15 protein-coding genes are annotated in these 12,125 nt (G+C 56.3%); 3 read left to right on the forward strand and 12 right to left on the reverse strand.

The window, feature by feature from the left end:
• Positions 1–89: 89 nt before the first annotated feature.
• The 7 genes from QMG27_RS12070 to raiA all read right to left on the reverse strand — a co-directional run bounded on the left by QMG27_RS12070 (position 90) and on the right by raiA (position 4,460).
• Positions 90–542, reverse strand: a complete 453-nt coding sequence (locus tag QMG27_RS12070) for a biopolymer transporter ExbD (protein ID WP_281811646.1) — start codon at positions 540–542, stop codon at positions 90–92.
• Complete coding sequence (locus QMG27_RS12075) at positions 542–1,168, reverse strand: MotA/TolQ/ExbB proton channel family protein (RefSeq protein ID WP_281811648.1); 627 nt, start codon at positions 1,166–1,168, stop codon at positions 542–544. The genes QMG27_RS12070 and QMG27_RS12075 overlap by 1 nt, the downstream gene beginning before the upstream one ends.
• Positions 1,169–1,173: 5 nt before the next feature.
• Positions 1,174–1,992 (reverse strand): 4-hydroxy-tetrahydrodipicolinate reductase, encoded by an 819-nt coding sequence (gene dapB, locus QMG27_RS12080; RefSeq protein WP_281811650.1) that lies wholly within the window; start codon positions 1,990–1,992, stop codon positions 1,174–1,176.
• A 22-nt stretch (positions 1,993–2,014) separates the two neighbouring features.
• Positions 2,015–2,551, reverse strand: a complete 537-nt coding sequence (locus tag QMG27_RS12085) for an outer membrane protein assembly factor BamE (RefSeq protein WP_281811652.1) — start codon at positions 2,549–2,551, stop codon at positions 2,015–2,017.
• An 80-nt stretch (positions 2,552–2,631) separates the two neighbouring features.
• Positions 2,632–3,579 (reverse strand): HPr(Ser) kinase/phosphatase, encoded by a 948-nt coding sequence (hprK, locus tag QMG27_RS12090; protein ID WP_281811654.1) that lies wholly within the window; start codon positions 3,577–3,579, stop codon positions 2,632–2,634.
• Positions 3,576–4,040, reverse strand: a complete 465-nt coding sequence (locus QMG27_RS12095) for a PTS sugar transporter subunit IIA (RefSeq protein WP_281811656.1) — start codon at positions 4,038–4,040, stop codon at positions 3,576–3,578. Before QMG27_RS12095 ends, hprK begins: the two co-directional genes overlap by 4 nt.
• Positions 4,041–4,130: 90 nt before the next feature.
• Entirely contained in the window at positions 4,131–4,460 is a 330-nt protein-coding gene (gene raiA / locus QMG27_RS12100) for a ribosome-associated translation inhibitor RaiA (protein ID WP_281811658.1), read from the reverse strand.
• 281 nt (positions 4,461–4,741) lie between these two features.
• On the opposite strand from raiA, the gene corA reads away from it, so the two are divergent.
• Positions 4,742–5,728: a magnesium/cobalt transporter CorA gene (gene corA / locus QMG27_RS12105; RefSeq protein ID WP_281811660.1), complete on the forward strand. Its 987-nt coding sequence runs from the start codon at positions 4,742–4,744 to the stop codon at positions 5,726–5,728.
• Positions 5,729–5,741: 13 nt separating this feature from the next.
• Here the strand turns inward: corA and QMG27_RS12110 are convergent, their stop codons facing one another.
• The gene (locus tag QMG27_RS12110; protein WP_281811662.1) at positions 5,742–6,500 is read right to left on the reverse strand and encodes a 5'-methylthioadenosine/adenosylhomocysteine nucleosidase; all 759 of its coding nucleotides are present in this window, start codon (positions 6,498–6,500) and stop codon (positions 5,742–5,744) included.
• Positions 6,497–8,185 (reverse strand): long-chain-fatty-acid--CoA ligase, encoded by a 1,689-nt coding sequence (locus tag QMG27_RS12115; RefSeq protein WP_281811664.1) that lies wholly within the window; start codon positions 8,183–8,185, stop codon positions 6,497–6,499. The genes QMG27_RS12110 and QMG27_RS12115 overlap by 4 nt, the downstream gene beginning before the upstream one ends.
• A gap of 102 nt (positions 8,186–8,287) precedes the next feature.
• On the opposite strand from QMG27_RS12115, the gene QMG27_RS12120 reads away from it, so the two are divergent.
• Entirely contained in the window at positions 8,288–8,788 is a 501-nt protein-coding gene (locus tag QMG27_RS12120; protein ID WP_281811666.1) for an NUDIX hydrolase, read from the forward strand.
• 7 nt (positions 8,789–8,795) lie between these two features.
• A complete protein-coding gene (mnmA, locus tag QMG27_RS12125) occupies positions 8,796–9,923 on the forward strand; it encodes a tRNA 2-thiouridine(34) synthase MnmA (RefSeq protein WP_281811668.1) in 1,128 nt (375 codons plus the stop codon).
• A gap of 30 nt (positions 9,924–9,953) precedes the next feature.
• Here the strand turns inward: mnmA and QMG27_RS12130 are convergent, their stop codons facing one another.
• The 3 genes from QMG27_RS12130 to QMG27_RS12140 form a co-directional block, all read right to left on the reverse strand.
• A complete protein-coding gene (locus tag QMG27_RS12130; RefSeq protein ID WP_281811670.1) occupies positions 9,954–10,199 on the reverse strand; it encodes a hypothetical protein in 246 nt (81 codons plus the stop codon).
• Between the two features lie 133 nt (positions 10,200–10,332).
• Complete coding sequence (ssb, locus tag QMG27_RS12135; protein WP_281811672.1) at positions 10,333–10,824, reverse strand: single-stranded DNA-binding protein; 492 nt, start codon at positions 10,822–10,824, stop codon at positions 10,333–10,335.
• Positions 10,825–10,851: 27 nt separating this feature from the next.
• The gene (locus tag QMG27_RS12140) at positions 10,852–12,039 is read right to left on the reverse strand and encodes an MFS transporter (RefSeq protein WP_281814661.1); all 1,188 of its coding nucleotides are present in this window, start codon (positions 12,037–12,039) and stop codon (positions 10,852–10,854) included.
• Between the last annotated feature and the right edge of the window lie 86 nt (positions 12,040–12,125).

The raw sequence follows: 12,125 nt of genomic DNA on the forward strand, positions 1-12,125 counted from the left end.
AGTCAGAGAACCCCGTCTTGTGCGGGGAGCGGCGCCTTAAACAGCCAAGGCGCATCAAGCCTAGATTTTAGGCTTGGTTCGGGGGCAAATCAGGGCTGGGCCGAGGGCTGCTTCCGCTCGATCACAAAGCCAATGCGGCTCATGCCAGCTTGTTGCGCCAAGCCCATGACTTCGACCACTTTGCCGTAGGGCACGCGCTCGTCGGCACGCAGCTGAACTTCAGGCAATTCGCCGTGGTCCATGGCCAAAGCCTTGGAGGCTTGGGCGTTGAGGTTGCGCTTGAGCTCGTCCAGCGTCACCGCCGTGTCGTCCAAATACACCTTGGCTTTGGCATCGATGCTGAGCTTGATGAATCGCGGCGGCGCACTGCTGGCCTGTGCGCCCTCAGTCTTAGGCAAATCCAGCTTCAAGGCGCTGACCATGAGTGGCGCGGTGATGATGAAGATGACCAGCAAGACCATCATCACATCGACCAAAGGGGTGACGTTGATATCGCTCATGGGCGTTTGCCCAGGCGTGCGCTCAAAACGTCCAAAGGCCATCAGAGCGCTCGCAAATCGTGGGCAAAGCCTTCTAGCTCTTGCTCCAAGCGGTTGATGACACGACCCATCACATTAAAGGCAAGCACAGCGGGTAAAGCCACAGCCAAACCTGCGGCGGTCATGACCAAGGCTTCGCCCACAGGACCAGCCACGCGTTCGATGGTGAGCTGACCCGCCGTGGCGATGCCTGTCAGTGCGTGATAAATCCCCCACACCGTGCCGAGCAAACCCACAAACGGAGAAGTAGAACCAACGGTGGCCAACAGCACTTGCCCTGACTGCAAACGGTGCAACACGCCATGCAAGGCATCGCGCAACACGCGGGTGCGTTGGGCCGACACATCGCCTTGTGCGCCTAGGGTGCCTGGCATGAGTTGCTGATTGGCTTGCGCCAAAGGCAACAAGACGGCGATGCGCTCGACAGATGCCAATGCTTGAAGCCCTTGTTGCACATCACGCGCCTGCCAAAAAGCAGCTTTCGCCTGAACAACATCCGCGCTCACGCGATGCAGCAGCCATGCTTTGTAAAAAATAACCGTCCAGCTGGCCACCGACATGACCAACAAAGCCAACGCCAACGTCGCACTGAGCGCATCACCTTGCAGGGCTGCAGAAAAAAAGTCCATGCCGATTAACGCAGATTCAATACATCAAACATGTCAAACAGACCGGTCTTCTTGTTCGCCAAGAAACTGGCCGCACGCAAACTGCCTTGCGCATACGTGGCGCGGCTGGATGATTTGTGCGTGATTTCAATGCGCTCACCAATCCCGGCGAACAACACGGTGTGATCACCCACGATGTCACCGCCACGAATGGTGGAAAAGCCGATGGTCGAAGGGTCGCGTTCACCGGTGTGACCATAACGCTCATAAACGGCGCAATCTTTGAGGTCGCGGCCAATGGCGTCGGCAATCACCTCGCCCATTTTCAAAGCAGTGCCTGATGGGGCATCTACCTTGTGGCGGTGGTGGGCTTCGATGATTTCAATGTCGTAGCCTGTGGGCATGGCTTGGGCAGCCATTTGCAACAACTTCAAAGTCACATTCACACCCACGCTCATGTTGGGGGCCATGACGATGGCGATGTCTTTGGCAGCGTCGGCGATTTCTGCTTTTTGTTCGTCTGTAAAACCTGTTGTGCCAATCACCAACTTCACGCCCAATTCGCGGCAAATTTTCAAATGCGCCAGCGTACCTTCAGGGCGTGTGAAATCAATCAGTACTTGGCTGTTTTGCAAACCCTTGCGCACATCCGCCTCAATGTTGACGCCACTGGCTTGACCCAAAAATCCGGTGGCGTCATTGCCAATACCGGGGCTTGAAGGCACATCCAAAGCGCCCGCCAATTGACAGGTGGGATCGTTGCGCACCGCCTCAATCAACATGTGGCCCATGCGACCACTTGCGCCAGCGATGGCGATTTTCAAAATTTCAGGAGTTGGGGCCATGATGGGTAGGCTCTTTCAGTCTTCAACGGGTCGCTTCGAGCGACGGATAAGAAACGGGGGCAGCAGGCGCTGCGGGCTGAGGTGCACTCGGTGTGGCTTTAGCCGGGAATTTGGCTAAATCAGCCTCACTGGCTTTGAGTTCGGGCAACTTAACGGGCGCGCGACGTGTGTCGAGCCGTGCCGCAAACTCTGCCTCAGTTGGCAATGGATCACCCTCCACACGGTCTAAATGATCACCCTTGAAAAACACACTGAAACGACGCTGCTGTGGCTCAGCACCCTGACGGCGAATGGTGAAAGCGTAGTCCCAGCGATCGGCATGGAACAAGCTGGTAACCAAGGGAGTCCCCAAGACATCGCGCACAGCCTGGCGCGGCATGCCGGCACGCAAAGCTTGCACTTGTTCGCGTGACACAAAGTTACCCTGCACAACCTCTGGCTTGTAAATCACTTCGGTCGAACATGCGACAAGCCCCAAGCAAACCAGCAAGGACGACAAGGCGACCATGCGACGTGGGTGCCCCAAAAATTTCGAAGCATTTCGACAAGATTCAAACATGGTGTGAAAGGCCGAAAAAGGCGCTGTGGCTAGGATGCGTTCATTGTAGCGGCGGGGCTGCGCCGCTGTAGTCATAAGGCTTAGCCTTGTTGCATTGCGCGTTGGTGACGGGCGATGAATTCTTGGTAAGTGTCCACACCTCGCAACTGCAAGATGGAGTTGCGCACCGCAGCCTCCACCAACACCGCAATGTTTCGACCGGCCACCACTTGAATCACCACTTTGCGAACCGGCACACCCAACACATCTTGGGTCAAAGGCTCATGCGGCAAGCGCTCGTAATCGCGCTCTAGGGTCTCTTTGCGCACCAAATGGACGATGAGCTTGAGGCGCATTTTGCGGCGCACAGCTGTCTCGCCAAAAATGGCCCGAATGTCCAACAAGCCAATGCCACGCACTTCGAGCAAGTTTTGAAGCAGCTCTGGGCAACGGCCCTCTACGGTCGTTTGGTTGATGCGGTACAAATCCACCGCATCGTCAGCCACCAAGCCGTTGCCGCGAGAAATCAACTCCAAGCCCAGCTCGCTCTTGCCCAAACCAGACTCGCCCGTGATCATCACGCCCAAGCCCAAAATATCCATGAACACACCGTGCATGGTGGTGCGATCGGCAAAGTGTTTGGACAAATAGGCACGCAACAAATCGATGACAAACGCCGCCGACTCATGTGTGGCAAACAATGGAATTTGTGCACGTTCGCACATGGCCACCAACGCTTCTGAAGGCTGCTGCCCATCGGCCAACACCAACATCGGCGGCTCAAGCGTCACGATCCGGGCAATACGACGTGCGCTGTCTTCAGGAGAGGCTTTGCTAACGTAATTGGCCTCACGCTCACCCATCACCTGCACACGGTAAGGATGGATGTAGTTGAGATAGCCCACCAAATCAGCGCCTGAACGGGCGCTTCGTACAGCAACTTCGTCAAAGTGACGCTCTGACGCGCCTAACCCGGCAATCCATTCCCAACGCAAACGACCGCGGAAGGCTTCAAACAGCACATCCGCGCTGATGACCGATGGCCTCACGACTGCACCGCGTTCCAGGTGGAGATGATGCGGTGGAGTTCCGCCGCGTCATCGCAGGTTTTGATTTTTTCGCGCAAGCCCGTGTCGCTCAGCAGCTCGGCGATTTCAGACAAGATTTCCAGATGCTTCTGTGTTGACGCCTCAGGCACCAACAAAAAGATCAACAGATTCACTGGTTTTTCATCGGGCGCGTCAAAGCCAATGGCTTGCTCCAACTGGAACACAGCGGCCATGGGAGACTTCAAGCCCTTGATGCGGCCATGTGGAATCGCCACGCCATGCCCCAGGCCCGTCGAGCCCAAGCGCTCTCGCGCAAACAAGCTCTCGGCCACCAAGGCGCGGTTGAGGCCATGGAGGCCTTCAAATAGCAAGCCCGCCTCTTCAAAGGCGCGCTTTTTACTGGTGACCTCAACATGCACAAGAACTTGTGCTGCAGGAAGAATGGAAGCTAGGCGGTTCATGATTGAGCGCAGATTATGCACCTACAAAATAACAAGCCCCAAAACGACAAAACCGCCGGATTCCGGCGGTTTTGAGAAGTTTGTACCTGCTTACATCAGGCGCTTCGGACTGGCATGGTGGTGGTTTTGTAAACGGTCTTTGTGTTTGACCACCTGTCGGTCCAGTTTGTCCATCAGCTCGTCCACGGCGGCGTACATGTCTTCATGCGCGCTTTCGGCAAACATGTCGTTGCCTTTGACGTGGATATTGCATTCGGCCTTTTGACGACGCTCTTTCTCGGTTTGGTTCTCAATGCTAAGCAGCACCTTCACGTCCACCACTTGATCGAAATGTCGGGTTATGCGGTCTAACTTGCCTTCCACATAGGTGCGCAAGGCGGGAGTTACTTCAAGATGGTGACCACTGATCGTCAAGTTCATAAAAACCTCCATTGGTGAGTTAGCGCTTTCACTATGCCCCTAGCCTTGGGAAAAGGCAATGGGTAGAACTCAAAAACCGATCAAAAACCCACTACGGAAAACCCCTAGAGGGCACCGCTACGGTGCGATAATCTGATCCACATCAACAGCGGAGCTATCTCCTTGGAAACCTACCCTAGTCGGTAGCTTTCGGATCGCATCAGGCCCTTTAAGCGCTGCGCGAATTCGAAAGCTGCATTTTTCACCCTTCGAATTTCTGTGCCCCACGCGCAAGGACTGCCATGCTCAATATCTTCACGCTGGCCAACGGTCGTCTCTTCCAAGAAGAGATCGAGTCGCTGGAAGAACTCTCCAAATTCCGCCCCATCTGGGTTGACCTCGAAGCGCCAACGCTTGAGGAAAAACGCTGGATCAAGCAGTACTACGGCCTCTCCATCCCCGAAGACGCGATGGACGAGGACATCGAAGAATCCGCCCGTTTTTACGAAGAAGACAACGGCGAGCTGCACATCCGCAGCGACTTTTTGATCGCGCACGAAGACCAGCCCCGCACCGAACGCGTCGCATTCATCTTGAACCAAAACAACTCGGCCCTCAAAAGCCAAGGCGTGCTGTTCTCTATTCACGATGAAGACGTGCCCGTATTTCGCTTGCTGCGCATGCGCGCCCGACGTGCGCCTGGCCTGATTGAAGACGCCAAAGACGTGTTGCTCAAGCTGTTTGACGCCGACGCCGAATATTCAGCCGACACCCTAGAAGACATTTACGACCAGCTGGAAAAAGCTGGCAAGTTGGTGCTCTCTGAAGACGTGACCGACGAATTGGCCGGTGAAGTGCTGGGCGCCATCGCCCGCCAAGAAGACTTGAACGGCCGCATTCGCCGCAACGTGATGGACACCCGCCGCGCGGTGAGCTTCATGATGCGCTCGCGCATGCTCAACGCCGACCAGTTTGAAGAAGCCCGTCAAATCTTGCGTGATATTGAGTCGCTCGACAACCACACGGCTTTCTTGTTTGACAAGATCAACTTCTTGATGGACGCGACCGTCGGTTTCATCAACATCAACCAAAACAAGATCATCAAGATCTTCTCGGTGGCCAGCGTCGCCTTGCTGCCGCCTACCTTGATTGCCAGCATCTACGGTATGAACTTCCAACACATGCCCGAGCTCGACAAGACGTGGGGTTACCCAATGGCTCTGGGGCTGATGATTGCCAGCGCCTTGGTGCCCATGTGGTACTTCCGCAAACGCGGCTGGCTCAAGTAATTCAAACTGGCAATCAAACAGGAAGTTGGGCCAGCAGCCGGTCCAACACGGCCACGCTGTAACGGCTGGCGATGGTTTGAATGAACTTGGGAAAGTCCACATGCGCGGCATCGTCCGCGCGGTCGGAAATGGTGCGCACCGCCGCCAGCGGCACGCCATAATCGTGGCACACCTGCGCCATCGCGGCGCATTCCATTTCCACGGCCAAGGCATCGGGCAACTCACGTTGTAACGCCGTACTCTCAGCCGTGGTCGCCACAAAGCGGTCGCCGCTGATGACCAAGCCCTCATGCACACGGGCCTTGTCTAAATCAAGCCCCAACCATTCGCTGCGCGGCAAATGCGCCACCACATCTTGCAAAGCCTGGGGCACTGCGCTGCGCAAAGCGGCTGTGAGCGTAGGGTCGGTGGGGTAACGTGTCATGCCAGTCAGAGGCACCTCGTGGCGAGGGAACAAAGGCGAGGCATCCATATCGTGTTGAATCAGCTCGGTGGCCAACACCACATCGCCCACGTGCGCTTGCGCGGCCAAGCCGCCCGCCACGCCGGTGAACACCATGCGGTTCACACCAAAACGTTCAATCAGCACCGTGGCCGTGGTGGCTGCGGCCACTTTGCCGATGCGGCTGAGCACAGCCACCACCTCGTGGCCATGCCAGTGGCCCACCCAAAACTCGCGGCCGGCAACCACCACCTTTTGCTCGTCGGGCATGCGCGCCAACACGGCGGCCAGCTCTTCGTGCATGGCGCTGACCAGCGCGATGCGACTCATGCTGCGGGTTTGTCGCGCAATTCGCGGCGCAGCACTTTGCCCACGGGAGTCTTGGGCAACTCTGTACGGAACTCCACCACACGGGGGCGCTTGTAACCGGTCAGGTTGTGACGGCAATGTTCCATCACTTGTTCTTCTGTCAGGGCAGGGTCTTTTTTGACCACCACCAACTTGACGGCTTCGCCGGAGTGCTCATCTGGAATGCCAATGACAGCGCACTCCATCACGCCAGGCATACCAGCCACCACCTCTTCCACCTCGTTGGGGTAGACGTTGAAGCCGCTAACCAAAATCATGTCTTTCTTGCGATCCACGATGCGGAAGAAGCCGCGTTCGTCCATCACGCCCACATCGCCTGATTTGAAGAAACCATCCGCCGTCATCACGCGTGCGGTTTCGTCGGGACGCTGCCAATAACCAGCCATTACTTGGGGGCCACGAATGGCGATTTCACCGGGCGTGCCCACCGGCACTTCGTTGCCCTCGTCGTCAATGATCTTCATGTCTGTGCTGGGCAACGGCACACCAATTGCGCCGTTGAACACCTTGCTCGTCACGGGGTTGCTGCTAGCGGCAGGACTGGTTTCAGACAAACCATAAGCTTCGCAGATAGGGCAGCCTGTTTTCTCAAGCCACAACTTTGCCACCGGCCCTTGCACGGCCATACCGCCACCCAAAGACACTTGCAAGTGAGACCAATCGACTTTGTTGAAATCTGGGTGATTGGCCAACGCATTGAACAAGGTATTGACCGCTGGGAAGATATGAAAACGGTGCTTGGTCAGCTCCTTGAGCACGGCTGGCAAATCGCGCGGATTGGGAATAAGCACCGAGCATCCACCCATGCGCATGCACGACAGTAAATTCACGTTGAACGCGAAGATGTGATACAGCGGCAAGGCACAAATGAACGTAGGAATTTCATCTGCAGGAATCCGTTTGAGCGCAGGGCCGCACCATTCAGACGCTTGCAACATATTGGCAATCAAGTTGCGATGCAACAGCTCTGCACCTTTGGCCACCCCAGTGGTTCCGCCTGTGTACTGCAGCACGGCCAGATCGTCGCTATGAATTTCAGGCAGCGTCAACGCACATCGCTCGCCCAAAGCCAACGCCTCATTGAACCTCACGGCTGTCGGCAATTGGAAATTGGGCACCATTTTCTTGACATTGCGCACCACATGGTTGACCAACATGCCTTTGAGCCACCCCAACCGATCGCCCATGGCACACAGCACCACATGCCTGACATGGGTTCGCGCCAAGCACTCTTGCAGCGTGGCGCCAAAATTCTCAAGCACAACGATGGCCTTGGCGTCAGAGTCTTTGAGCTGCGCCTCAAGTTCGCGAGAGGTGTAAAGCGGATTGATATTGACCACCACGAAACCTGCACGCAACACAGCGGCGACAGCAATGGGGTACTGCAACACATTCGGCAGCATGATGGCCACACGATCGCCAAACACCAAACCCAAGCTTTGCAAATACGCGGCAAACACTTGGCTCAAGCGATCGAGCTCGGCATAGCTCAGATCTTTGCCCAAAAAGCTGAACGCTGTGCGTTGCCCGTATTGACGAAAACTTTCCTGCATCAAGTCCACCAATGAGCTGTAAGCCTTGGTGTCAATTTCTGCTGGCACGCCCTCTGGGTATGCGCTGAGCCATGGTTTTTGTGCGGAATTCATAGTCGCCCCTCTTTGGATGTCTTTGTTCTTGTCAGAGTGGCGCAAGGTTACACGACTTTGACAGAAATTCTGGGACGGATTAACCCGAAAGATAATGCGCAAATGAACAAACGTTGGAAGCCCAGTGTCACCGTCGCCGCCATCATTGAACGCGAGGGTCGTTACCTCTTGATTGAAGAGCACACGCCTGAAGGCTTGCGCCTGAACAACCCTGCTGGCCACCTAGACCCAGGCGAGTCCCCCGAAGACGGCTGTGCGCGCGAAGCACTGGAAGAAACCACACACACCTTTAAACCCACAGAGCTTGTGGGTATCTACATTTCCCGGTTGCAGCGCCCCGCACGTGAAGGCCGTGCCGCAGAAGACGTGACCTACTTCCGCCTCGCGTTTTGCGGCGAACTGGGCGAGCAAGTGCCAGGCGCACAGCTTGACAAAGGCATCGTGCGAACGCTGTGGATGACACCCGACGAAATTCGCGCCAATGTGCACCGCCTGCGAAGCCCGTTGGTGTTGCGCTGCATGGAAGACCACTTGGCAGGCCAGCGCTTTCCACTCAGCATGATCTACACCGACCCCAGTGTGTTGAATCCCGCACAGGGATAATTGCCGCATGGCAAATAACAAACGTGTGGTGGTGGGCTTGAGCGGCGGCGTGGACTCTGCCGTCAGCGCCTACCTGTTGAAGCAGCAAGGCTACGACGTCGTCGGCATCTTCATGAAAAACTGGGAAGACGATGACGACAGCGAATACTGCTCGTCCAACATCGACTTCGTGGACGCCGCTGCCGTGGCCGACGTGATTGGCATTGAGATTGAACACGTCAACTTTGCCGCTGAATACAAAGACCGCGTGTTTGCCGAGTTCTTGCGCGAGTACCAAGGCGGGCGCACACCTAACCCCGACATTTTGTGTAACGCCGAAATCAAATTCAAAGCGTTCTTAGACCACGCCATGCGCTTAGGCGCTGAAAAAATTGCCACTGGCCACTACTGCCGCGTGCGCGAAGTGAATGGTGAGTTTCAGCTGCTCAAAGGTTTGGACCCCAGCAAAGACCAAAGCTACTTTTTGCACCGCTTGAACCAAGCGCAACTGTCTAAAACTTTGTTCCCCGTCGGCGAGTTACACAAAACAGAAGTGCGCCGCATCGCGGATGACATTGGTTTGCCCAACGCCAAGAAAAAAGATTCCACTGGCATCTGCTTCATTGGCGAGCGTCCGTTCCGTGAGTTTTTAAACCGCTACATTGCCAACGAACCCGGCCCTATCAAAGACGAACGCGGTCGCAAGATTGGCACGCATGTGGGCTTGAGTTTTTACACACTCGGCCAACGCCAGGGCTTGGGTATTGGCGGCCTCAAAGAAAAAGGCGCTCAGCGTGGTGGCGGTGAACACCAGCCTTGGTTTGTAGCCCGCAAAGACTTGGCCACCAACACCTTGTACGTGGTGCAAGGCCACGATCACCCTTGGTTGCTTTACAGCTCGTTGCATGCCGACGACCTGAGCTGGTGCGCACCGCATCAGCCAGCGCCGGGCCGCTACGCTGCCAAAACCCGATATCGCCAAACAGATGCGCCTTGCGAGCTGAGCTACAACGACAAAGGCGAGCTGGTGCTCGCCTTTGATGATCCTCAGTGGGCCGTCACACCCGGCCAATCGGCTGTGTTGTATGACGGAGAGGTATGTATGGGCGGCGGGGTCATTGCCAGCGCTGCAGCGCTGAGCGCAACCCCTGCCTGAGTTGCCCGCGACCTTGATGCCGCGTTGGCTTTACTTGATGACAGCTGCAGCAGCTGGCACTTTGGCTTCCGCTTTCTTAGTGGCATCCGTCTTCACCACAGCAGCTTTTTCTTTCACCACTTTTTTAGCTTCGGCTTTAACAGCTGGTGCAGCTTCTGCCTTAGGGGCCGTTTGCGCGGAGACAGAGGCAGCAGTGATGAAACACCAAAGCCAAATGTGACAGCCCCAGTTCAGAGGTGTTCTTATCTGAGCCAGCCACATGTACCAATCCTTCAAGGCTTATTTTTAAAGCTTTAGATTGTAAATATATGTAACTATTTTTAATTAAGTATTGTTAATGCTGCACTAAAAAAGCCATGTCAGCTCATCGCTGACATGGCTTTACTGATGAATTTAACTTAGCTGCGTGTCAGAAGGGGATGTCATCATCCATGTCATCAAAGCCGCCTTTGGCTGGCGCAGGCGCTGCGGGGCGTTGCGCTGCTGGCGCTGCAGCAGCACGAGGTGCTGCTGGGCGGCTGTAGCCGCCTTCGTCACCACCACCGCTGGGGCCGCCCATGCCTTCACGGCCGCCCAAGAGTTGCAATTCAGTGGCAATGATGTCCACGGTGTTTTTTTCCACGCCTGTGGTTTTGTCGGTGTACACGCCGTATTTCAGGCGGCCTTCCACGTAAATGGGACGGCCTTTTTTGACGTATTCGCCAGCGATTTCGGCCAAGCGGTCATAGAACGTGACGCGGTGCCACTGTGTGTCTTCAATCATCTCGCCGCTGTTTTTGTCTTTGCGGCGGCTTGATGTGGCCACGCTCACGTTGGCCACGGCTTGGCCGCTGGGCAGGTAGCGCACTTCGGGGTCGCGGCCGCAGTTGCCGACGAGGATGACTTTGTTAACGGATGCCATATGTATATTCCTCCAGATAGGGGCTAATTATGGGGTCTTTGCAGAATGGGCCACACGCTTGGGGGCCACCATAGGCCAAGCTACCACCAGCCACAGCACCATGAGTGCCGCGCAAGTTAAAAACAGGCCTTGTGTCCCGTAGCTTTTGACGAGTTGCCCGCCCATCACGCCACCCGCAAAAAAGCCCAACGATTGCAGCGTGTTGTACACCCCCATCGCCGCGCCACGCGACGAGGCGGGCGCAATGCGCGACACCAAGCTGGGCTGCGTGGCTTCAAGCACGTTGAAGCCGCAAAAAAACGCAAACAACAACCACGCCAAGCAAGTCACGCTGGGTGCGCCAGACGACACCCACAACAGCGCCACTTGCACCAGAGCAATCAAAGCGATGGCGCTTAAAAACACAGCACGCAAAAAGCCACGGCGCTCTAACGCAAACACGCCGCCCATCAAGAGAAATGAGCCCAACACGGCAGGTAAATAAATTTGCCAGTGGTCGTTTTTAGCCAACCCGGCTTGCACCAAGAAAGCAGGAATCGCCACCCACATGGCCAGCTGCACCGCGTGCAACACAAACACACCAATGTTCAGGCGCAGCAGCGCAGTGTTGAACATCACTTGGCGCAGGCCACCACGGGCGGCATCTTTGTGCGTTACAGGCTCAGCCGGTACGCCCCACACCACCACGGCGGTGCCAAGCAGCGCCAGCACGGCCGTCAGCACGAATAAGCCAGACAACCCGATGTGCGCTGCAATCACCGGCGACACCACCAACGACAGCGCAAACATCAGGCCAATGCTGGCACCCACAAGCGCCATGGCCTTGGTGCGCACGTTGTCGCGTGTGAGGTCAGCCAACAACGCCGTGACCGCCGCAGACACAGCGCCCGCACCCTGCACAGAACGGCCAACCAACAAGCCCGTCAAGGTGTCGGCACTGCCAGCAATCAAGCTGCCCAAAGCAAACACCAGCAAACCAAAAATAATCACCCGTTTGCGCCCCAAGCGGTCAGACGCCACACCAAACGGAATTTGCAAAATGCCTTGCGTCAGGCCATAAATGCCCATGGCCATGCCAATGAGTGCGGGGTCGTCGCCACCGGGGTACTTGCGCGCTTCCAGCGCAAACACGGGCAACACCAAAAACAAACCCAACATGCGCAGGGCAAAGATGGACGCGAGCGTGCCACTCGCACGGCGCTCGGTGGCCGTCATCGTGGGGCTGTCGTCTAGGGTTGGGTCGGGGGTCAGATTCATCGTCACAGCCTGCGATTGTCCCGCATTCTGAACCGCCACCCGAG

It is taken from the genome of Limnohabitans sp. MORI2, from assembly GCF_027925025.1.
GTDB lineage: Bacteria > Pseudomonadota > Gammaproteobacteria > Burkholderiales > Burkholderiaceae_C > Limnohabitans.

Bases quoted from the DNA above. Each gene is read 5' to 3' on its own strand.
- QMG27_RS12070 (WP_281811646.1), bottom strand. From the start codon at position 542: ATGGCCTTTGGACGTTTTGAGCGCACGCCTGGGCAAACGCCCATGAGC.
- QMG27_RS12075 (WP_281811648.1), bottom strand. From the start codon at position 1,168: ATGGACTTTTTTTCTGCAGCCCTGCAAGGTGATGCGCTCAGTGCGACG.
- dapB (WP_281811650.1), bottom strand. From the start codon at position 1,992: ATGGCCCCAACTCCTGAAATTTTGAAAATCGCCATCGCTGGCGCAAGT.
- QMG27_RS12085 (WP_281811652.1), bottom strand. From the start codon at position 2,551: ATGTTTGAATCTTGTCGAAATGCTTCGAAATTTTTGGGGCACCCACGT.
- QMG27_RS12095 (WP_281811656.1), bottom strand. From the start codon at position 4,040: ATGAACCGCCTAGCTTCCATTCTTCCTGCAGCACAAGTTCTTGTGCAT.
- raiA (WP_281811658.1), bottom strand. From the start codon at position 4,460: ATGAACTTGACGATCAGTGGTCACCATCTTGAAGTAACTCCCGCCTTG.
- corA (WP_281811660.1), top strand. From the start codon at position 4,742: ATGCTCAATATCTTCACGCTGGCCAACGGTCGTCTCTTCCAAGAAGAG.
- QMG27_RS12110 (WP_281811662.1), bottom strand. From the start codon at position 6,500: ATGAGTCGCATCGCGCTGGTCAGCGCCATGCACGAAGAGCTGGCCGCC.
- QMG27_RS12115 (WP_281811664.1), bottom strand. From the start codon at position 8,185: ATGAATTCCGCACAAAAACCATGGCTCAGCGCATACCCAGAGGGCGTG.
- QMG27_RS12120 (WP_281811666.1), top strand. From the start codon at position 8,288: ATGAACAAACGTTGGAAGCCCAGTGTCACCGTCGCCGCCATCATTGAA.
- mnmA (WP_281811668.1), top strand. From the start codon at position 8,796: ATGGCAAATAACAAACGTGTGGTGGTGGGCTTGAGCGGCGGCGTGGAC.
- ssb (WP_281811672.1), bottom strand. From the start codon at position 10,824: ATGGCATCCGTTAACAAAGTCATCCTCGTCGGCAACTGCGGCCGCGAC.
- QMG27_RS12140 (WP_281814661.1), bottom strand. From the start codon at position 12,039: ATGACGGCCACCGAGCGCCGTGCGAGTGGCACGCTCGCGTCCATCTTT.